This window comes from Rhodococcus sp. NPDC004095, from assembly GCF_053604015.1.
Genome location: NZ_JBSGGS010000004.1, coordinates 244,421 through 263,774 on the forward strand (window position 1 = coordinate 244,421; position 19,354 = coordinate 263,774).

At 68.3% G+C, this 19,354-nt stretch carries 20 protein-coding genes; 8 read left to right on the forward strand and 12 right to left on the reverse strand.

Going from position 1 to position 19,354, the window contains the following annotated elements; genetic code table 11:
- Positions 1-27 precede the first annotated feature (27 nt).
- The gene (locus tag ACWEPG_RS09415; RefSeq protein ID WP_450114482.1) at positions 28-519 is read right to left on the reverse strand and encodes a twin-arginine translocation pathway signal; all 492 of its coding nucleotides are present in this window, start codon (positions 517-519) and stop codon (positions 28-30) included.
- Positions 516-1,037, reverse strand: coding sequence for a hypothetical protein (locus tag ACWEPG_RS09420; RefSeq protein WP_450114481.1), 522 nt, complete (start codon positions 1,035-1,037; stop codon positions 516-518). Before ACWEPG_RS09420 ends, ACWEPG_RS09415 begins: the two co-directional genes overlap by 4 nt.
- Before the next feature lie 160 nt (positions 1,038-1,197).
- On the opposite strand from ACWEPG_RS09420, the gene ACWEPG_RS09425 reads away from it, so the two are divergent.
- Genes ACWEPG_RS09425 through ACWEPG_RS09445 form a run of 5 tightly spaced genes read left to right on the forward strand, consistent with a single transcriptional unit; the run spans position 1,198 to position 3,742 of the window.
- Positions 1,198-1,710 (forward strand): Asp23/Gls24 family envelope stress response protein, encoded by a 513-nt coding sequence (locus ACWEPG_RS09425; RefSeq protein ID WP_452594306.1) that lies wholly within the window; start codon positions 1,198-1,200, stop codon positions 1,708-1,710.
- A complete protein-coding gene (locus ACWEPG_RS09430) occupies positions 1,707-2,045 on the forward strand; it encodes a hypothetical protein (protein ID WP_450114479.1) in 339 nt (112 codons plus the stop codon). Before ACWEPG_RS09425 ends, ACWEPG_RS09430 begins: the two co-directional genes overlap by 4 nt.
- Positions 2,042-2,221 carry a DUF2273 domain-containing protein gene (locus ACWEPG_RS09435; protein ID WP_450114478.1) on the forward strand — a complete coding sequence of 60 codons (180 nt, stop codon included), beginning with the start codon at positions 2,042-2,044 and terminating at the stop codon, positions 2,219-2,221. The genes ACWEPG_RS09430 and ACWEPG_RS09435 overlap by 4 nt, the downstream gene beginning before the upstream one ends.
- Positions 2,214-3,185: an Asp23/Gls24 family envelope stress response protein gene (locus ACWEPG_RS09440; protein WP_450114477.1), complete on the forward strand. Its 972-nt coding sequence runs from the start codon at positions 2,214-2,216 to the stop codon at positions 3,183-3,185. The genes ACWEPG_RS09435 and ACWEPG_RS09440 overlap by 8 nt, the downstream gene beginning before the upstream one ends.
- On the forward strand, positions 3,182-3,742 hold the full coding sequence (locus ACWEPG_RS09445; RefSeq protein WP_450114476.1) for a hypothetical protein: 561 nt from the start codon (positions 3,182-3,184) through the stop codon (positions 3,740-3,742). Before ACWEPG_RS09440 ends, ACWEPG_RS09445 begins: the two co-directional genes overlap by 4 nt.
- A gap of 145 nt (positions 3,743-3,887) precedes the next feature.
- Here the strand turns inward: ACWEPG_RS09445 and tuf are convergent, their stop codons facing one another.
- From tuf to ACWEPG_RS09470, 5 genes are all read right to left on the reverse strand, one after another.
- A complete protein-coding gene (gene tuf, locus ACWEPG_RS09450; protein WP_450114475.1) occupies positions 3,888-5,078 on the reverse strand; it encodes an elongation factor Tu in 1,191 nt (396 codons plus the stop codon).
- Positions 5,079-5,166: 88 nt separating this feature from the next.
- Positions 5,167-7,269 carry an elongation factor G gene (gene fusA / locus ACWEPG_RS09455; protein ID WP_450114474.1) on the reverse strand — a complete coding sequence of 701 codons (2,103 nt, stop codon included), beginning with the start codon at positions 7,267-7,269 and terminating at the stop codon, positions 5,167-5,169.
- Positions 7,270-7,413: 144 nt separating this feature from the next.
- Positions 7,414-7,884, reverse strand: coding sequence for a 30S ribosomal protein S7 (gene rpsG, locus ACWEPG_RS09460; RefSeq protein WP_345349758.1), 471 nt, complete (start codon positions 7,882-7,884; stop codon positions 7,414-7,416).
- A complete protein-coding gene (gene rpsL / locus ACWEPG_RS09465; RefSeq protein ID WP_345349761.1) occupies positions 7,884-8,258 on the reverse strand; it encodes a 30S ribosomal protein S12 in 375 nt (124 codons plus the stop codon). The genes rpsG and rpsL overlap by 1 nt, the downstream gene beginning before the upstream one ends.
- Positions 8,259-8,531: 273 nt before the next feature.
- A complete protein-coding gene (locus tag ACWEPG_RS09470; protein WP_450114473.1) occupies positions 8,532-9,956 on the reverse strand; it encodes a wax ester/triacylglycerol synthase domain-containing protein in 1,425 nt (474 codons plus the stop codon).
- 409 nt (positions 9,957-10,365) lie between these two features.
- Here ACWEPG_RS09470 and ACWEPG_RS09475 point away from each other — a divergent pair, with 409 nt between their 5' ends.
- On the forward strand, positions 10,366-10,623 hold the full coding sequence (locus ACWEPG_RS09475; protein ID WP_450114472.1) for a hypothetical protein: 258 nt from the start codon (positions 10,366-10,368) through the stop codon (positions 10,621-10,623).
- 203 nt (positions 10,624-10,826) lie between these two features.
- On the forward strand, positions 10,827-12,572 hold the full coding sequence (locus ACWEPG_RS09480) for a DUF5615 family PIN-like protein (protein ID WP_452594307.1): 1,746 nt from the start codon (positions 10,827-10,829) through the stop codon (positions 12,570-12,572).
- Between the two features lie 33 nt (positions 12,573-12,605).
- Here the strand turns inward: ACWEPG_RS09480 and ACWEPG_RS09485 are convergent, their stop codons facing one another.
- Entirely contained in the window at positions 12,606-13,265 is a 660-nt protein-coding gene (locus ACWEPG_RS09485; protein ID WP_452594308.1) for a TetR/AcrR family transcriptional regulator, read from the reverse strand.
- Between the two features lie 166 nt (positions 13,266-13,431).
- On the opposite strand from ACWEPG_RS09485, the gene ACWEPG_RS09490 reads away from it, so the two are divergent.
- Complete coding sequence (locus tag ACWEPG_RS09490) at positions 13,432-13,566, forward strand: hypothetical protein (RefSeq protein WP_450114469.1); 135 nt, start codon at positions 13,432-13,434, stop codon at positions 13,564-13,566.
- Between the two features lie 82 nt (positions 13,567-13,648).
- Here the strand turns inward: ACWEPG_RS09490 and ACWEPG_RS09495 are convergent, their stop codons facing one another.
- Genes ACWEPG_RS09495 through ACWEPG_RS09510 form a run of 4 tightly spaced genes read right to left on the reverse strand, consistent with a single transcriptional unit; the run spans position 13,649 to position 19,325 of the window.
- Positions 13,649-14,452 (reverse strand): enoyl-CoA hydratase family protein, encoded by an 804-nt coding sequence (locus ACWEPG_RS09495; protein WP_450114468.1) that lies wholly within the window; start codon positions 14,450-14,452, stop codon positions 13,649-13,651.
- Between the two features lie 2 nt (positions 14,453-14,454).
- Positions 14,455-15,615 carry an acyl-CoA dehydrogenase family protein gene (locus ACWEPG_RS09500; protein ID WP_450114467.1) on the reverse strand — a complete coding sequence of 387 codons (1,161 nt, stop codon included), beginning with the start codon at positions 15,613-15,615 and terminating at the stop codon, positions 14,455-14,457.
- 4 nt (positions 15,616-15,619) lie between these two features.
- Positions 15,620-17,719: an acetyl/propionyl/methylcrotonyl-CoA carboxylase subunit alpha gene (locus ACWEPG_RS09505; RefSeq protein ID WP_452594309.1), complete on the reverse strand. Its 2,100-nt coding sequence runs from the start codon at positions 17,717-17,719 to the stop codon at positions 15,620-15,622.
- A 7-nt stretch (positions 17,720-17,726) separates the two neighbouring features.
- Positions 17,727-19,325 carry an acyl-CoA carboxylase subunit beta gene (locus ACWEPG_RS09510; RefSeq protein ID WP_452594310.1) on the reverse strand — a complete coding sequence of 533 codons (1,599 nt, stop codon included), beginning with the start codon at positions 19,323-19,325 and terminating at the stop codon, positions 17,727-17,729.
- Positions 19,326-19,354: the final 29 nt, after the last annotated feature.

Genomic DNA, 19,354 nt, shown 5'->3' on the forward strand with positions numbered 1-19,354 from the left:
GACACAGGTTCCAGAAGTGTCACGATCTCAGGAGACCTCCATGTCCGAGATCAGCCATACCCCGTCGACCTTGGTCAATTCGACCCGGGCACCGACCGTCGCGCTCACCGGATCCGGTGCGGCCGCGGTCGTGGTGACCTGTTTCAGGAACACCAGCGCGTCCGCGTGATCGTCGGTGAGCGTCCCGACCCCGGTTCCCGTGACCGTCGCGCTGGTGCTGATTCCCTGCTCGCGCGCGGCGGGGGCGATCACGGCGTCCGTCATCTGCCCGAACCGGTCCCGGAACTCACCGGTCAGCCTCTGCGCCGCCGCATACAGGTTCGCCGCGACGGTGTCTGGGGTGTAGGTCAGCAGGGCCGCGGCTCCCTCGGCGGCGGTCTGCGCGACGTCGGCGCGGGCACCGTCGGCGCCGCGTTCGTCCGCACGGTACAGCCGAATGCCGAGCAGGACCGCGACCGTCGCGAGCACCACCGCCAGCACCGCGAGCAGCCACACGATCCGATACCCGGGCCCCCTCACGCGACGTACTCCAGCGTCGCCGTCCGGTACCCGTCACCGACGCGATCCATCGTCATCCGCAGCCGCCACACCCGCGACTGCGGCTGCGCAGCAGACAGGTTGGTCACCGTCGAGGAGACCTGAACGAGGACGGTGCCGTGGTCGCCGTCCCACGACTCGACCGCCGCGTCGGCGCGCTCGCCCACCGTCGTGACCCGGGTGTCCTCCACCACCGACACCAACGAGTCCGCGCTGTCGGCAAACTGGTCCCGGAAGTCACCGGTCGCGCCGGCGAGCACCCGGTCAACGTCCTGCCGGGCATGCTCGTGATCGATGGTCGCGAGGTTCATCGCGGTCTGCCTCGCCGCCTCCAGCGCCTGCTGCCGGGAGGTCTCCTCGGCCGCCCCGGCTCGGTACTGCCACAGCAGGACGGCGCACCCGCCGGCCAGCACCAGGCACACCGCCGCGAGCACCGCGACGATCCCGCGCCGCGGCCGCGGTGGCTCCGGGCGCTCGGCCGCCTCGCCTGTGTCCCCCATGTGCACCCGTCCTCCGTCCGATCCGCGGTGCGCTCCACCGTAGGTGATCACTCTCACAGCCGCGGCCGCGGCCTCCCTCCGTCACTTCCGTCCGGCGGGCGAGGTGGATTCGCCGGGCGCATCCACGCGGACAGGGGACGCACGACCTAGTGTTGACGGTGTGACCACCGAATCCGGGCGGGGCGAGCCCCCGGCGCAGCAACCCACCCACGGCACCGTGCAATTCGGAAGCGCGGCGGGACCGCACTTCGCAACCTCCGCGTCGACCGAACTGGTCGGATCCCAGGGCCGCACGATCATCGCCGACGCGGTGGTGGCGAAGATCGCAGGCATCGCCACCCGGGAGATCAGCGGCGTGTTCGACGTCGGCGGCGGCACCGCCCGCGTGGTCGGGGCGCTACGGGACCGGATCCCCGGGGCCCGCGTCAACCACGGCCAGGGCGTCGCCGTCGAGGTCGGCGAGAAGCAGGCCGCCATCGACATCGGCATCGTCGCCGAGTACGGCGTCGCCCTGCACGAGCTCGCGGCGGGAATCCGCCGCAATGTGATCGCCGCCGTCGAACAGATGACCGGACTCGAGGTCACCGAGGTCAACATCACCGTGTACGACGTCGTGCTGTTCGAGGAGAACCCGACGTCCGCCGACCCGGACACCAGGCCGAGGGTGCAGTGAACGAGACCACCGATGCCGAAGTCGTTGCCGCGCAGGCACTGACGGTACCGGGAGTGTGCGAACTGCACGGCGGCATGTTCGGTGAGGTCGCCACCTACCTGCCTGGACGCCGACTCCTCGGAGTTCGCGTCACCGACACCGAGTGCGCGGTCCACGTGGTGGTCGCGTACCCGCACAACGTCGTCGAGGTCGCGCAGGCCGTGCATCGTGTGGTCGAACCGCTCGTCGCCGTACCTGTCACCGTCACCGTCGAGGACGTCGCACTGCCGCCCGTGAGCACCGGGACCGCGCGTACCCGTTCGGCCATCACCCCACCCGAAAGGACCCCGCGATGAACAACACGGTCGTCGGCCTGATCGCGGGACTGTTGCTCGCGCTGGCCGCAATCCTGGGCGGCTTCGCCGGTTTCGTGTTCGCGGTCATGCTCGGTGCCCTCGGAATGGCCATCGGCGCCCACCGGGACGGTCACTTCGACCTCGGTGCGCTGCTGCGGAGCCGGGGCCGTGGCTGAACACCTCTCGACAGAGACCCCCGACACCGAACACACCGACCTCGAACTCGAACGGGGCGCCCGCGGACGTCTGACCGTCAAGGACCGTGCGGTCTCGAAGATCGCGGTCGCGGCCGCGCTGTCGGTACCCGGTGTGGTCCGGCAGTCCGGCGGTCTGCTCAAGCTGCCCGGCCGGGACCTGCCTCGCGCCGAGGTCACGGCCGGACCGGATTCGGTCGCGGTGACGTTGTACGTGGCGGTGACATGGCCGTGTCCGGTGGCGGTGCTGTCCCGGGAGGTGCACCTCGCAGTCGCCGAGCGCGTCGAAACCCTGACCGGACTGCCGGTCGACCACCTGCACGTCGTCGTGGCCGCGGCTGTCCTGCGCGGTGACGGCGCCGACAGCGAGGTCGACACCCGTCAGCTGACCGACGCCTCCCCGGTGGCCGTTGCCGTGCCAGCCCGGCCGCCGCTGGCGCGCCCGGACGCCGCGGTGATCGCGGTGATCGCCGCGGTGGCGCTACTCGCGGTCGCGTTCGTCGCCGGCCGCGAGTTCCTGATCGCCAAGGAAGCGATCGCCCCGGCGGCGTGGGTGCGCAATTCCGTCCGCTGGGTCGCGGACCTGCACTGGCAGACGTGGATGGCGCCTGTGGCGGCTGCCGCGGCGGTCGTGGGCGCTCTGCTCGTCTTCCTGTCGCTGACACCGCGCACCCGGACCCACCTGCCGGTCGGCACGGGAGGAACGGTGTGGCTGCGGCCCACCGACGTCGCGAGGATGTGCAGCGCCCGCGCCGGCGCGGTGGGCGGTGTCGCGACCGTTCGCACGATGGTGGACCGTCGCCGCGCCACCCTGCATGTCACCCCGAACGGGGAAGTACCCGACGCCGACCTGGAGCGGACCGTGCGTGAGGCGGTGGCGCCGTCGCTGGACACCCTCGCCTCGCCCCGCGAACTCCGGGTCCGGATCGGCCGGGTGAAGCCGTGAGACGCAGGACATCGGTCGTCGACCGTCTGGTGGCGCTCGCCGCCGGTTGCGCGCTCCTCGCGGTCGGCGGCATCACCCTGGCATGGTGTCTGGGCGTCGACTGGGCACGGACATTGGTGCAGCGCTTCGACCGGGCACGGCTCACAGCCGTCCCCGACGAGTCGTGGTGGCCGACCATGCTCGGTGTCACGGCCGTGGTCGCCTTCCTCGCCGGCCTCGTCCTGCTGGTGATCAACGTTCGTCGCGGACGCCCGGAGACCATGCCGGTGTTCCCCGGCGCCACGGTCGGGGCCGACCTGTCCGTGGATCTCGGCCCGCTGGCGATGGGATTGGCCGACGAGTTGTCCGCTCTCGACGGAGTGCGCACCGTCCGCTCGGCCGCCGTCGACGACCGCGGACTCGCCACGCTCCGGGTGACCGTCGTCGCCGAACCCGGCATCGACGTCGTCGATTTCACCCGCAGCGCCGAGGCGCTGGCCCGGTCGATGGCGGCGGCCCTGCCCGGCGCTCCTGTCGCCACCCAGGTGCTGCTGCACCTCGACCCCGCCGATTCCTAGGCCGCTTCCGCCGCTCGTGCGTGGTTCGCGAGTGCCCTGACCACGCACGAGCGCCGCAGGCGCCTGCGGAAACGCCGAACGGCGCCCACCCCGAGGGGTGGACGCCGTCCTGCTTGGTACTGCTAGATCAACTGGTGATCAATGATCACTTGATGATCTTGGTGACGCGACCGGCGCCGACGGTGCGGCCACCCTCACGGATGGCGAACCGCAGGCCCTCGTCCATGGCGACCGGCTGGATCAGCACGACGGACATCTCGGTGTTGTCACCGGGCATGACCATCTCGGTGCCCTCGGGCAGGGTCACGACGCCCGTAACGTCCGTGGTACGGAAGTAGAACTGCGGGCGGTAGTTGTTGAAGAACGGGGTGTGGCGGCCGCCCTCGTCCTTCGACAGGATGTACGCCTGGCCCTCGAACTCCGTGTGCGGGGTGGTGGTGCCCGGCTTGATGACGACCTGGCCGCGCTCGACGTCCTCGCGCTTGATGCCACGGACGAGCAGGCCGACGTTGTCGCCCGCCTGGCCCTGGTCGAGCAGCTTGCGGAACATCTCGATGCCGGTGACCGTGGTCTTGGTGGTCTCCGGGCGGATGCCGACGATCTCGACTTCCTCGTTCACGTTGACGACGCCACGCTCGATACGACCGGTGACGACGGTGCCACGACCGGTGATCGTGAAGACGTCCTCGACCGGCATCAGGAACGGCTTGTCGGTCTCACGAACCGGGTCCGGGATGGACTCGTCGACGGCAGCCATCAGGTCCTCGATGGACTTGACCCACTTGGCGTCGCCCTCGAGCGCCTTGAGCGCCGAGATCGGGATGACCGGGGCGTTCTCGTCGAACTCCTGGCCGGCCAGCAGCTCGCGGACCTCCATCTCGACGAGCTCGAGGATTTCCTCGTCGTCGACCATGTCGGCCTTGTTCAGGGCGACGAGGATGTAGGGCACGCCGACCTGGCGGGCGAGCAGCACGTGCTCACGGGTCTGCGGCATCGGGCCGTCGGTGGCGGCCACGACCAGGATCGCGCCGTCCATCTGGGCGGCACCGGTGATCATGTTCTTGATGTAGTCCGCGTGACCCGGAGCGTCGACGTGCGCGTAGTGGCGCTTCTCCGTCTGGTACTCGACGTGGGAGATGTTGATCGTGATACCACGAGCCTTCTCCTCCGGCGCCTTGTCGATCTGATCGAAAGCGAAGCTCTCGTTCAGATCCGGGTACTTGTCGGCCAGCACCTTGGTGATCGCAGCCGTGGTGGTGGTCTTGCCGTGGTCGACGTGACCGATGGTGCCGATGTTCACGTGCGGCTTGGTCCGCTCGAACTTCGCCTTCGCCACTGGATGTCCTCCTGGACTGATTGTGCTTGCGGTATGCAGCAGTGCGGTTGTTATTACTTTGGTCGTACTGCGGTCGACGAGACCGAGGTTACTCGCCGGTCGCCTTGGCGATGATTTCCTTCGAGACGTTCGCGGGAACCTCTGCGTAGGAATCGAACACCATGGAGAAGTTCGCGCGACCCTGGGTCTTCGACCGCAGGTCACCGATGTAACCGAACATCTCCGAGAGCGGAACCAGCGCCTTGACGACACGGGCACCACTGCGTTCCTCCATGGCCTGGATCTGGCCACGGCGGGAGTTGAGGTCGCCGATCACGTCGCCCATGTAGTCCTCGGGCGTGGTGACCTCGACAGCCATGATGGGCTCGAGAATGACCGGGCCGGCCTTGCGGGCGGCTTCCTTCAGCGCCTGCGAACCGGCAACCTTGAAGGCCATTTCCGAGGAGTCGACGTCGTGGTACGCACCGTCGAGCAGCGTCAGCTTCAGGTTCACCAGCGGGTAGCCGGCGAGCACGCCGTACTGCATCGCGTCCTGCGCACCGTGATCGACGGAGGGGATGTACTCGCGCGGAACGCGGCCACCGGTGACCTTGTTCTCGAACGCGTAGGACTCGCCGTCCTCGCCGACGTACGGCTCGAGCGCGATGATCACCTTCGCGAACTGGCCGGAACCACCGGTCTGCTTCTTGTGGGTGAACTCGTGCTTGTCGACCACCTTGGTGATGGTCTCGCGGTACGCGACCTGCGGCTTGCCGACGTTGGCCTCGACCTTGAACTCGCGACGCATACGGTCGACGAGGATGTCGAGGTGCAGCTCGCCCATGCCGCCGATGACGGTCTGGCCGGTCTCCTCGTCCAGCTCGACCGAGAAGGTCGGGTCCTCTTCGGCGAGCTTCTGGATCGCGGTGCCCAGCTTCTCCTGGTCGGACTTGGTCTTCGGCTCGATCGAGACCTGGATGACCGGGTCCGGGAACGTCATCGACTCGAGGACGATCGGGTTCGCCTGGTCGCACAGGGTGTCACCGGTCGTGGTGTCCTTCAGGCCGATCATCGCGTAGATGTGGCCCGCGACGGCCTCGTCGACCGGGTTCTCCTTGTTGGCATGCATCTGGAAGAGCTTGCCGATGCGCTCCTTCTTGCCCTTGGTCGCGTTGAGGACCTGGGCACCCGGCTCGATACGACCCGAGTAGACGCGCACGAAGGTGAGCTTGCCGAAGAACGGGTGCGCCGCAATCTTGAAGGCCAGAGCCGAGAACGGCTCGTCCTTGCTGGGCTTGCGGACCAGTTCCTCTTCCTCGTTGTTCACGGCATGGCCGTGAACCTCGCCGATGTCGAGGGGGTTCGGCAGGTAGTCGATGACCGCGTCGAGCATGGGCTGAACGCCCTTGTTCTTGAACGCGGAGCCACAGAGCACCGGGTACAGCTCGGAGGCGACCGTCATCTTGCGGATGGCGCCCTTGATCTCCTCGACCGTGAGCTCCTCGCCGCCGAAGTACTTCTCCATGAGAGCTTCGTCGGACTCGGCGACGGTCTCGAGCAGCTTCTCGCGGTACTCGGCGGCCTTGTCGGCCAGATCCGCGGGGATCTCCTCGATGGTCGGCTCGGCGCCGGTCGGCACCACGCCGCGCCAGGTGATGGCGCGCATCTCGACGAGGTCGACGACGCCGTCGAAGTCGTCCTCGGCGCCGATCGGCAGCTGCAGGACCAGCGGCTTCGCGCCGAGGCGGTCGATGATGGTCTGCACGGTGAAGTAGAAGTCCGCGCCCATCTTGTCCATCTTGTTGACGAAGCAGATGCGCGGAACGTCGTACTTGGCAGCCTGGCGCCAGACCTGCTCGGACTGGGGCTCGACGCCTTCCTTGCCGTCGAACACCGCGACCGCGCCGTCGAGGACGCGCAGCGAACGCTCGACCTCGACCGTGAAGTCGACGTGGCCGGGGGTGTCGATGATGTTGATCTGGTTCTTGTTCCAGAAACAGGTGACAGCAGCGGAGGTGATGGTGATACCACGCTCCTTCTCCTGCTCCATCCAGTCCGTCGTCGACGCACCGTCGTGGGTCTCACCGATCTTGTAGTTCACACCGGTGTAGAAGAGGATGCGCTCGGTGGTGGTGGTCTTGCCGGCGTCGATGTGCGCCATGATGCCGATGTTGCGGACCTTGTTCAGGTCGGTCAGCACTTCCTGTGCCACAGGATTCTTCCCCGCTCGTAGCTCGTGTCGGCCCTACCCGGACCACATTCTTCTTGTGTTGGCAGCCGGTCCGTTGAAGGACCCGACACTGCAGTGACGACGTCCGGGCGACACCTCGATTGCAAGGTGCCGCCCGGCGTCGAATCACCAGCGGTAGTGCGCGAACGCCTTGTTGGCCTCGGCCATCTTGTGCGTGTCCTCGCGACGCTTGACCGACGCGCCCAGGCCGTTGCTGGCGTCCAGCAACTCGTTGGCCAGACGCTCGACCATGGTCTTCTCACGACGCTGCCGCGAGAAGGTCACCAGCCAGCGCAGCGCCAGCGTGGTGGAGCGACCCGGACGAACCTCGACCGGAACCTGGTAGGTGGCGCCACCGACGCGACGGCTGCGGACCTCGAGGGCGGGCTTGACGTTGTCAAGCGCGCGCTTGAGGGTGACGACCGGATCGGTGCCGGTCTTCTCCCGCGCCTGCTCGAGGGCACCGTAGACGATGCGCTCGGCCGTGGACTTCTTGCCGTCCAGCAGGATCTTGTTGACGAGCTGGGTGACCAGCGGCGAACCGTAGACCGGATCCGCGACGAGCGGCCGCTTGGGAGCGGGACCCTTACGAGGCATCAGCCCTTCTCCTTCTTCGCGCCGTAGCGGCTACGCGCCTGCTTGCGGTTCTTGACACCCTGGGTGTCGAGCGAGCCGCGGATGATCTTGTAGCGAACACCCGGGAGGTCCTTCACACGACCGCCACGGACGAGCACCATCGAGTGCTCCTGGAGGTTGTGGCCCTCACCGGGGATGTACGCCGTGACCTCGACAGAGCTGGTCAGGCGCACACGGGCGACCTTACGCAGCGCGGAGTTCGGCTTCTTCGGGGTCGTGGTGTAGACGCGGGTGCACACGCCACGACGCTGCGGGCTGCCCTTCAGTGCAGCGGTCTTCTGCTTCGACGGCTTGTCGCGCCGCCCCTTGCGGACCAGCTGGTTGATGGTTGGCATATACCGGCTTTCTTCTTCTTCGCCGCTTGCCCGGAGGCAAACCTGGCGTTGTGTATTCAGGGATCTAGCAGTTGGAGCAAGAAAACGCTGCTCCTCACCCATTCCTCGACCACGAGGTCGGGCGTGTCGCATACCCCCACACAGGCAGCCGAATGCTCACACATTCACATCCGAGACGACGTGATTGCGCGCGCGACTACCTCGCTAGGCACACAAATCGGCCCGGGAAGTCCGGACACGACCGTCAACGATACCCGTCGGCGAGCGTGGAGGTCAAAGCGGCGGGTCTGCCGGACGGGTCTGCGGGACCGGCCCGAGGCAGGCTCGAGCCAGATCATCGAACGCCTCCCGCAACAGGGTCACGTACCGGCCGGTGTCGGGCATTCGCGCCTGGTCGACGCCGAAGGTCACGGTCACCCGCGTGCCGACGGTCACAATGTAGTGGTTCAGGCACGATCCGTCGCCGATCCCGAGAACACCGAAGCCGCCGATCACCCGACTCCCGAGGAATCGCATGTCGTCGGACTGCCGCGGCACGTTCGAGATCATGGTGTTTCCGAGCGCCACCGTCTCGCCCTCACCGATCGGGAGCTGCGAGCGCCTCCACACCAGCCAGTTGACGTACGGCGCGGGCGCGCACTCGAGCGCCGAGGACAACTCGGCGACCGCCGGATGCCGGAATCTGCGTTTCTCCGAATCCATCGAGTCGTGGATCGCGTGCAGTTGTTCGATCGGATCCGCGATGTCCGTGTGCAGGTCGACCGAGAGGACGACGAAGTTGTTGCGAGATTTCGACTCGGCCGTCCCCCGGGTCGAGTAGGACACCTTCCCGCCCAGCGACTCCGGTGGTTCCTCACCGTGCTCCCGCAGATAGGACACCATGGCGTTCGCGATCACCTCGATGACCACGTCGGTGACCGTGATCCCGGGAAACCGCGACCGCGCCGCGCCGATCTCGGCGAGGTCGAAGGTGACCGCATCGAAGGTGAAGCCCGGGCCCTGTCGGCGGTTGAACCTGGTCGAGGGCCATCGCCATCGCGGGGCGAGCACCTCCCCCCGCGCGCTCGCCTTGGCTGCGGCACGGGTGAGCACCTGCGCCCGGGCGGACCCCCACGCCAGCCGGGCGGCGCCCACCGGCGCGCGCGCGATCGCGCGCAGCAGCGCGGCGGCAGGGGTGACCGCAGGCGTGGGCCGGCCCGGCGGTAGCGGCTGCTGCGCGAACAGTCCCCGGGCAAGCTCGACGGTCTCCATCCCGTCGCCCACCGCGTGATGGACCTTCAGCACCACCACACACGAACCGTCGGGAACGTCGTCGACCTCCGTCATGCCGGTGATGACGAGCAACTCCCAGGGCGGCCGGCCCGGTGGCAGCCGTTCCCCGCAGAGGACGGCGATCCGATCGCGGACCGCGGGCCATCCCGGGCCGCGCGCGGCCTCGACGGTGACGTGGTTGCGCAGGTCGAAGTCCGGGTCCGGCACCCAGTACGGGAAGTCCACATCGCGGGGATAACGCTGAATCCGGCTGCGGAAGACCGCGGAATGTTCGATCCGCGGCCTCACCCACTCGAGTACGTCCTCGAGATCGATGCTCCCGGGGAGTCCATCGGCATCGAAGATGTAGCCGTCGACGATCCGGGGGATGTGGGTCCCGGATTCCATGAGGACATGAGTCGAATCGGTTGGTGTCAATTGGTCCATCAAGTTCCGCCTCGCCGGAGTCGATGCCGCACGTACCGGACAGTCCCCTCGAAGTCGTCATCGTAGTTCGACTCCACCGAAGAGGAGTGCCCGACACCACGTGCCGGGAAAGTTGTGACGCTCCGGGAGATCCAACGACCGGACGCACTCACGAGCGGACGACCACGGGCGCCGAGCGACCCACGATCACGGGCGCCGGGCGCCCCCACGACCACGGGCGCCGAGCGCCCCCACGACCACGGGCGCCGAGCACCCCACGGCATCGGCGCAGAGGCACCGCCGGCCGCCCTGTTCGATATGCACCCCGAATTCTCGACACGCCGAAAGGCGCGCTGCCGATTTGAAAGACCGTCCATATCGTACGGTCTGCTCAGAAATGTCCAGTTATTCCCTAGGTAAGGAGTATTCAATGGAATGGCTTCTCGGCCTCCTCGGCGGGGCTATTGGCGGCGGAATCGGCGGCGCCAAGAATCCGCTCGGCCCACTGGGCAACGGCGCCGCAGGCGCTGTCGGCGGCGGCATCACCGGCGCCATCATCCAGGCCGTGACCAGCAGTGGGCTCGACTTTTCCCAGATTCTCGGCCAGGTCGGCATCGGCGGCGTCGTGGGCGCGGCGATCTCCGCCATCCTCAACGTCACCACCAAGTCCAAGGCCGCCACCCGCTGATCCGCGCCGAGTGGCGAAATTCCTCGGCGCGCCGCGGCACTAAATTCACGGCATATCGGTTCACCGATCCGACCGGCTCGCAACTGTATGGCAAATCACTGTTCGCGAGCGAGAAGATTCGCGCCCGACGCTCCAGTGACAAACATCCCCTGCCGGCCATCACCACCGGCGCACCCGCCCCCTGCCACGTCTCAAGGAGCCCAATGAACACATCCCCCACGAACTCGTCGCCGAACAGGAAGGCACCCGTTGTGCGCCTCGCCGGCCTCGGCTTCGCCGCCGCGATCGGTGGCGCGGTGCTGCTCAGTGGTCCCGCGTTCGCCCAGTCCGGAAACACCGCCGCCGACGCGGCCATTGCCGCGCACCACCAGGAGGTGGGCGGTGCGTCCAACCCCCTGGGCCAGCCGGTCGGCGAGCCGTACAAGTTCGGAACGGACGGCGTCGCGCAGGACTTCCAGGGCGGCAAGATCGTCTGGTCGCCCGAGACGGGCGCGCAGGTGATGTACGGCGTGATTCTCGACAAGTACCTGGTCCTCGGTGGTGGCGCCGGCGACATCGGCTTTCCCACCAATGACGAGTCCGACTCCGACGAGCCGGGTGCGGCCCGCTTCAGCGAGTTCTCGGCGCCCGACGGCGCGACCATCTACTGGAGCCCGGAGAAGGGCGCCTGGCTGGTGCGCGGCCCGATCCGTACCGCCTGGTCCCACCTGGGTGCCACCAACGGTGTGCTCGGCAGCCCGCTCAGCGACACCACCGTGGTCGGCGACGTCTACACCCAGACCTTCAGTGGTCGTGACGGCAACCCGGTCGAGGTCCGCTGGAGCAAGGCGAACGGATTCGTCACCGTGCCGCCCGCGATCGGTGCCGAACTCGCCGGTCTCGACGTCTCGGTTCCCGGCCTCGCTCCCGGCGCCGTGGTGAACCCGCCGACCGGTGTCGCCGCGCCCACCGGTGTGAACGTTCCGGACGTCGACCTCGAAGCCACCGACGTGGAAGTTGCCGACGTCGATTCCGACTCCGACTCGAACTCCAAGTGGTGGGCGCTGATTCCGGGTCTGGCCATCGCGGGCGCTGCGGGCGGCCTGGCCGGCCTGGTCGGCCGCCGCCGGGGCGGTTCGGTCAACGCACCGCGCGTCGCCGCCCCGAATCTGAAGACGCCGGGCGCCGACATCGACGCCACCCGGCTGAAGACCCCGGACGTCGACGTCAACGCCACCCGGCTGAAGACCCCGGACGTCGACGTCAACGCCACCCGGCTGAAGACGCCTGACGTCGACGTGAAGTCGCCGAACCTCGGCGGCGCGCGCCATCTCGCCACCCCGGGCGCCGACGTCAAGGCGCCGAACCTGGGCTCGGTGACGGGCAACGGCGGCGGAATCGGCTCGGTCGCGGGCAAGGCCGCCGGGCTCGGCGCGGCCGGTGCCGCGGGCCTGGCCGGGTTGGCCTGGCTGAATGCCAGGTCGACCGGACCGGACACCCAGCTCGACACCGCCCTGGGACGGTTCGGCGGCGTCGACAGCCAGAACGTCGCCTACGCCGACGCCATCACCTCCGCCTCCACCGGCGCGGTCGACGGCCTGCGGTTCCTGATCGACGAGAACCTCAGCCCCCAGGTCGCCGAGGGTCTGCGTGCCGAAGGGTACGACGCCGTGCATCTGCGCGACGTCGGTGCCGATGCCGGTCACAACGGTCAGGCGCTCGACGCGGCCAACCGTGAGAACCGCATCCTGGTGACCAACGAGCTGAGCTACCTCGACGACCTGGCCGACTCCGGTGCCGTCGCTCCGAGCCTGCTCGTGCTGCGCCGACCGGGTGCGAAGATCGCGGAGCAGACCTCTGTGATCGCGACCTGCGCGCCGGTGATCCTGAACGCACTGCGCACCGGTTCGCTGGTCACGCTCGACAGCGAGCGGATCCGGGCTCGGGAACTGCCGCTGCGGCGGGCCTGACCCATCCCGTCGACGCCCCGGTGAACCCCGTGTTCACCGGGGCGTCGGCGTGTTCGCCTCGCTCGTCCGGCCGGAATCCGTCAGGTCCCATCGGCCCGAGGCTTCGCCCGAGAGTGCGGCGTCGAGTTGCTGCGACCAGCTCCGGACGATCTCTCGGCGGCGCCGCGAGTCGTCGGCGAGTACGTCGGCGAGACCCAGACCACGCGCAAGGTCGAGGGTCGCCTGGACGAGCGAGCGAATCCGGGGGTCGGTGCCGTCCACGCCGAGCTGGTCGACCGCGACCCGGTGCGCGGTGCGACCGAAGCGCTCTTCGAGCGGCAGCACGCGCTCGCGCAGCGCTGGATCCGACGCTGCGGCCGTCCACACCTGGAGTGCCGCCTTGAACAGGGTGCCGGTGTAGTAGTCGACGAGGCGTTCGACGACCGCGGTCGTCCGGTCCAGGCCGACCGGGAGGTCGACCACCTCCTCGCGGGCCTGCTGCATTCTCGAATCGAACATGAACTCGAGCGCGCCGGTGATCAGGTCCTCACGCGTCGGGAAGTGGTGCTGTGCGGCGCCGCGCGAGACGCCCGCGCGGCGCGCCACCACTCCGACCGTGGTCGCGGCCCAGCCTTGTTCTGCGAGGCAGTCGATGGTTGCCTCGAGCAGCCGCTGCCTGGTCATCCTGCTGCGGTCCTGCTGCGGTTCACGCATCGGTTACCTCGGTCCTCCTCACGCGCCCCATGTAACACACGGGGAAACTCCACGTTTCAGGTTGCAGATCACATTGAAATCACAAATCGGGCACGGTACGAATGAGGTGGCTCCTAGAGGGGGGCCACTCGTTGTACGACCGTTACACAGACACTAGGAGCACCTCATGGGTTCTGCTGAGATCATCCCCTTCCTCGACTTCGCCGCCGACTTCACCGGCGCGATCAGCGACTTCGCCGGCGCCCTGAGCTTCTTCGCCGGCTCCTCCGAGGCTGCCGCGGGCCTGTTCCCGGAGGCGTAATCCCCCCGCTGGACCGCGAAGGAACCCGCGCACGAAGTTCGTGCGCGGGTTCCTTCGTCTCCTGGTCACGATCGTTTCCCGGTCAGGACCGGTCGGGTGCCCACGCAGGCGGCCGACGTTGCAGGAAAGCGGTCATCCCCTCGATCGCCTCGGGGGTGCCGAACAGCCGGGCGGACTGCGCCGCCAGGCCATCGCCGTACCTGTCGAAGTCCGTGAGCAACCGGGCAGTGGTCAGCTGCTTCGACTCCGCCAGCCCCTGCGGCGACGCGAGCGCCAACTCCCGCAGCCACGCCGTCACGGTGGCATCGACGTCGTCGGCCGCGGCCGTGATCAACCCGATCGCCTCGGCCTCGACGGGCCCGAACTTCTCCCCGGTCAGGAAGTAGCGGCCCGCCGCGCGCGACGAGATCCGCGGCAGCACGGTCAGCGAGATGATCGACGCCGCCAGCCCGAGTCGCGACTCCGTCAGTGCGAAGGTGCTCGACGGCCCCGCCGCCACCAGGTCGCACGCTCCGACCAGACCCATCCCGCCGGCCCGGACGTGCCCGTCGATGCGGGCGACGATCGGCTTGGGCAGTTCCAGGAAGGCCCGCAGCAACTCGGTCATCTGCCTCGTGCGCTGCGCCGCCAGCTCCGCCGGATCGGCGTCCGGAACCGCCGCGGCCTCCGACAGGTCGGCCCCCGCGCAGAACGTGCCGCCGGTGTGCGTCAGGACCACGGCGCGGACTCCCTCGTCTGCCGCCGCATCCGTCAGGCCCTGCCGAAGCTCACCCACCAACCGCGTCGAGATCGCGTTGCGGTTGTGCGGGGAGTCCAGGGTCAGCGTCGCGAAACCTCCCGCCACCTCGTAGCGGACGAAGGGGCCGGGGCTCTGCTCGGTCCCCATCGTCAGTACGACCTCGGCAGTCCGAGCGAGTGCTGGGAGACGAAGTTCAGGATCATCTCCCGGCTCACCGGCGCGATGCGGGCGATCCGGGCGGCGCCGAGCATCGCGGCCAGTCCGTACTCCTTGGTCAGTCCGCCGCCGCCGTGCGTCTGGATTGCCTGATCGAGCGCCTTGATGGCGGCCTCGGCGGCAGCGTACTTGGCCATGTTCGCCGCCTCCGCGGCACCGAAGTCGTCGCCACCGTCGTAGAGGGTCGCGGCCTTCTGCATCATCAGCTTCGCGAGCTCGAGCTCGATCTTGCACTGGGCAAGCGGATGCGCAATGCCCTGGTGTGCGCCGATCGGGGTCTTCCAGACGGTGCGCTCGCGCGCGTACTTCACGGCGGCGTCGATCGCGTACCGGGCCATACCGACCGCCATGGCCGCGCCGAGGATGCGTTCCGGATTCAGGCCCGCGAACAGCTGCATCAGCGCAGCGTCCTCGGAGCCCACCAGGGCGTCGGACGGCAGCCGGACGTCATCGAGGAACAGGGTGAACTGATGGTCGGGCTCGACGATGTCCATCTCCATCGGGGTCCGCACGAAGTTCTCGGCGTCGGTGGGGACGATGAACAGCGCGGGCTTGAGCCGGCCCGACCGGTGATCCTCGGTGCGAGCGACGATCAGGACGGCGTCGGCCTGGTCCACACCGGAGATGAAGATCTTGTTCCCGCGCAGGATCCAGTCCTCCCCGTCCCTGTGGGCGGTGGTGGTGATCTGGTGCGAGTTCGATCCCGCGTCCGGTTCGGTGATGCCGAACGCCATGATCTTGCTGCCGTCGGCGAGCGCAGGGAGCCAGGTCCGCTTCTGCTCGTCGGTGCCGTACTTGCCGATGATGGTCCCGCAGATCGCCGGGGACACCACCACGAGCAGCAGTCCGGCACCCTGCGCGGCCAGCTCCTCCTGCACCAGTGCCAGCTCGTAGATCCCCGCGCCTCCTCCCCCGTACTCCTCGGGCAGGTTCACTCCGAGGAAGCCGAGCTTGCCCGCCTCGTTCCACAGTTCGGTCAACGGTTCGCCCTTGCGCGCACGCGGCAGCACGTAGTCGACGTAGTTGTAGCGTTCGCCGAGCTTGGCAACCGCGGCCCGCAGTTCCTTCTGCTCGTCGGTCTCGATGAAACTCATCGACTCACTCCCCTTTTCCGGTGCTGTCGGGTGTCACTGTGCTGTCGGGTGTCGCGGTGCTGTCGGGTGTCGCGGTGCTTTCAGGTGTCGCGGTGCCCTCGGGCGCGGTGTCGTCGACGATCGCGAGGACCGCGCCGACGTCGACCTGCTGGCCGACGGCGACATTCAGTTCGGTGAGCACACCGTCGGATGGCGCGGCGATGGTGTGCTCCATCTTCATGGCTTCGAGCCACAGGATCGGGGTACCCGCCGTGACCCGGTCACCGACCACGGCAGCGACCCGAACGACCGCGCCCGGCATCGGGGCCAGCAGCGAGCCGGCCGCCACCACAGTCGACGGATCGACGAACCTCGGCAGCGCCCGGAATGCGCACGCGCCCAGAGACGAATCGACGCACACCAGGTCGCCGTAGCGGGCCACCGCGAAGCGACGGGTGAGTCCTCCGACTGCGAGCACAACCGTCTCGGCGGTGGCGGACACGAGCTGTACGCCCGCGACGAAGTCGGTGTCCAGTTCGCCACGGCGCCCGATGCGGTAGTCGACCTCGTGGGTGCCGGTGCCCCCGAGGACCTTGCGCTGACGTTGCGACGGCACGTTGCGCCATCCGCTCGGCAGCCCGCCGTTCACCCGCGCCGCGTCGCGGTTGCCTGCGGCCAGGGCCAGCGCCGCGGCCAGGGCCGAGACCCGCTCGGCCTCCGGTGACGCGACCGGCGTGGAGAGCACGTCCAGACCGTGCCGGTCGAAGAAGGCGGTGTCGGTGTCCCCGCCCAGGAAGGCCGGGTGGCGCAGCACGTTCACCAGCAGGTCCCGGTTGGTGACCAGTCCGTGGATCTTCGCCTTCGCCAGTGCGGCGGCTAGCAGGCCGGCCGCATCCTGCCGGCCCGGCGCCCAGGCGATCACCTTCGCCAGCATCGGGTCGTAGTGGACGCCGACCGTCGAACCGTCCACGATGCCGGAGTCCAGTCGCAACCCGCGCCGGGAACCCGGAACCCCGAATTCGACATCCACACCGGGGATCTCGAAGGTGTGGACGACGCCCGACTGGGGTTGCCATTCCTGCGCGGGATCCTCCGCGTACAGCCTGACCTCGATCGCGTGGCCGGACGCGGCAGGCGGCCGTTCACCGAGCGCGTCGCCCCGGGCGACCTGCATCTGCAGGTCCACCAGGTCGAGTCCGGTGGTGAGCTCGGTGACCGGGTGCTCGACCTGGAGGCGGGTGTTCATCTCCAGGAAGTAGAAGCCACCGTCTTCGTCGGCGAGGAACTCGACGGTGCCCGCACCCTCGTAGCCGATCGCAGCGGCCGCATCGACGGCGGCCTGGAACAGCTTGGCGCGCATGCCTGTACCGGCGTTCTCGAGCCGGTCGACGAGGGGAGACGGCGCCTCCTCCACAACCTTCTGGTGGCGACGCTGGATCGAGCACTCCCGCTCCCCCACCGCCCAGACCGTGCCGTGCGCATCGGCCATGACCTGTACCTCGATGTGCCTGCCGGTCTCGAGGTACCGCTCGCAGAAGACGGTGGGGTCACCGAACGCGGACTGCGCCTCCGCGCGGGCGCCCTCGATCTGCCCCGCCAGGTCGCCGAGCGCGCGTACGACCCGCATCCCCCGGCCGCCACCACCGGCGGACGCCTTGATCAGCACCGGAAGATCGGACTCGGTGACGTGTGCCGGGTCGAGTTCGGCCAGCACCGGAACGCCGGCGGCGGCCATCATCTTCTTCGACTCGACCTTCGAGCCCATCAGCTCGATCGCCTTGACGGGCGGTCCGATCCACGTCAGGCCGGCGTCCAGTACGGCCTTGGCGAATTCGGCGTTCTCGGAAAGGAATCCGTAGCCCGGATGGACGGCATCGGCACCGGCGGCCAGGGCGGCCTCGACGATTCTCTCGCCCCGCAGGTACGTCTCGGAGGGAGTGTTTCCGGGCAGGCGCACCGCGACGTCGGCCTCCCGGACATGGGGAGATTCCGCGTCCGCGTCGGAGTACACCGCGACAGTGGCGACGCCGGCCGAACGCGCGCTCGCGAAGACCCGGCGGGCGATCTCGCCGCGGTTCGCGACGAGTACGGAGGTGATCGCGTTCCGGGAAGTGGGGACAGTCACGAAGGGCTCACATTCTGAAGACACCGAAGTTCGCGGTGCCTTCGATCGGGGCGGTGGCGATGGCGGACAGGCACATTCCCAGCACGGTGCGGGTGTCGCGCGGGTCGATGATGCCGTCGTCGTAGACCCGGCCGGACAGGAACAACGGCAGCGACTCGGCCTCGATCTGGGCCTCGATCATCGCGCGCATGCCCTTGTCGGCCTCCTCGTCGAACGGCACCCCCTTCGCCTCGGCGCTGCCGCGCATCACCATGGACACGACACCGGCGAGCTGGGCCGGCCCCATCACCGCGGACTTCGCACTGGGCCAGGCGAACAGGAAGCGCGGATCGTAGGCCCGGCCGCACATGCCGTAGTGCCCGGCACCGTAAGAGGCGCCCATCAGGATCGACAGGTGCGGCACCGTCGAATTGGACACCGCATTGATCATCATCGCGCCGTGCTTGATGATGCCGCCCTGCTCGTACTCCTTACCGACCATGTAGCCGGTGGTGTTGTGCAGGAAGATCAGCGGGGTGTTCGCGCGGTTGGCCAGCTGGATGAACTGGGTGGCCTTCTGCGCTTCCTCCGAGAACAGCACGCCGCGCGCGTTGGCGAGGATGCCGACCGGATACCCGTGCAGCTCCGCCCATCCCGTGACCAGAGAGCTGCCGTACATCGGTTTGAACTCGTCAAAATCGGAGCCGTCGACGATCCGGGCGATGACCTCGCGGGGATCGAAAGGGATCTTCAGGTCGGTGGGCACGATGCCGAGCAGGTCCTCGGCGTCGTGCAACGGCTCGATCACCTCCGCTCGGGGCGCGGGCCCCTGCTTGCGCCAGTTCAACCGCTTGACGATGTTCCGGCCGATCCGGATCGCGTCGTACTCGTCCTGGGCGTAGTAGTCGGCGAGCCCGGACTTGCGGGCGTGCATCTCGGCACCGCCGAGGGACTCGTCGTCGGACACCTCGCCGGTCGCCATCTTCACCAGCGGCGGTCCGCCGAGGAAGACCTTCGACTGTTCCTTGATCATCACCACGTGGTCGGACATGCCGGGAATGTAGGCACCGCCGGCGGTCGAGTTGCCGAACACCAGTGACACGGTGGGGATTCCGGCCGCCGAGGCCCGGGTCAGGTCCCGGAACATCCGACCGCCCGGGATGAAGACCTCCTTCTGGGTGGGCAGGTCCGCACCACCGGACTCGACCAGGGAGATCACGGGCAGCCGATTCTGCTCGATGATCTCGTTGATCCGGAAGCTCTTCTTGATCGTCCACGGGTTGCTGGCACCGCCGCGCGAGGTCGGATCGTTGGCGACGATCATGCACTCGACGCCCTCGATCACCCCGATACCGGTGACCACGTTGGCGCCCACCGGGAACTCGCTGCCCCACGCAGCCAGCGTGCAGAGTTCGAGGAACGGTGAGTCCTCGTCGATCAGCAGCTCGATCCGTTCCCGGGCGAGCAGCTTCCCCCGCTTGTGGTGCCGGGCAACGGCCTTCTCGCCACCTCCGGCGAGCGCCTTGTCGAACTCGCCCTGGACCTCGGCGAGTTTGGCTTGCATCGACTCCGCGGCGGCGACGAATCCCTCACCCGCGGTGTCCAATGTCGATCCGATCAGTGTCATCGTCTGCTACCCCACTTGTCAGGCTGGAA

What these genes read in the sequence shown, in the direction of transcription:
- ACWEPG_RS09475 (WP_450114472.1), top strand. Translation starts at nt 10,366, where the DNA reads ATGGAATGGCTTCTCGGCCTCCTCGGCGGGGCTATTGGCGGCGGAATC.
- ACWEPG_RS09420 (WP_450114481.1), bottom strand. Translation starts at nt 1,037, where the DNA reads ATGGGGGACACAGGCGAGGCGGCCGAGCGCCCGGAGCCACCGCGGCCG.
- ACWEPG_RS09490 (WP_450114469.1), top strand. Translation starts at nt 13,432, where the DNA reads ATGGGTTCTGCTGAGATCATCCCCTTCCTCGACTTCGCCGCCGACTTC.
- ACWEPG_RS09435 (WP_450114478.1), top strand. Translation starts at nt 2,042, where the DNA reads ATGAACAACACGGTCGTCGGCCTGATCGCGGGACTGTTGCTCGCGCTG.
- rpsL (WP_345349761.1), bottom strand. Translation starts at nt 8,258, where the DNA reads ATGCCAACCATCAACCAGCTGGTCCGCAAGGGGCGGCGCGACAAGCCG.
- ACWEPG_RS09470 (WP_450114473.1), bottom strand. Translation starts at nt 9,956, where the DNA reads ATGGACCAATTGACACCAACCGATTCGACTCATGTCCTCATGGAATCC.
- ACWEPG_RS09485 (WP_452594308.1), bottom strand. Translation starts at nt 13,265, where the DNA reads ATGCGTGAACCGCAGCAGGACCGCAGCAGGATGACCAGGCAGCGGCTG.
- ACWEPG_RS09480 (WP_452594307.1), top strand. Translation starts at nt 10,827, where the DNA reads ATGAACACATCCCCCACGAACTCGTCGCCGAACAGGAAGGCACCCGTT.
- ACWEPG_RS09500 (WP_450114467.1), bottom strand. Translation starts at nt 15,615, where the DNA reads ATGAGTTTCATCGAGACCGACGAGCAGAAGGAACTGCGGGCCGCGGTT.
- rpsG (WP_345349758.1), bottom strand. Translation starts at nt 7,884, where the DNA reads ATGCCTCGTAAGGGTCCCGCTCCCAAGCGGCCGCTCGTCGCGGATCCG.
- ACWEPG_RS09510 (WP_452594310.1), bottom strand. Translation starts at nt 19,325, where the DNA reads ATGACACTGATCGGATCGACATTGGACACCGCGGGTGAGGGATTCGTC.
- ACWEPG_RS09495 (WP_450114468.1), bottom strand. Translation starts at nt 14,452, where the DNA reads ATGGGGACCGAGCAGAGCCCCGGCCCCTTCGTCCGCTACGAGGTGGCG.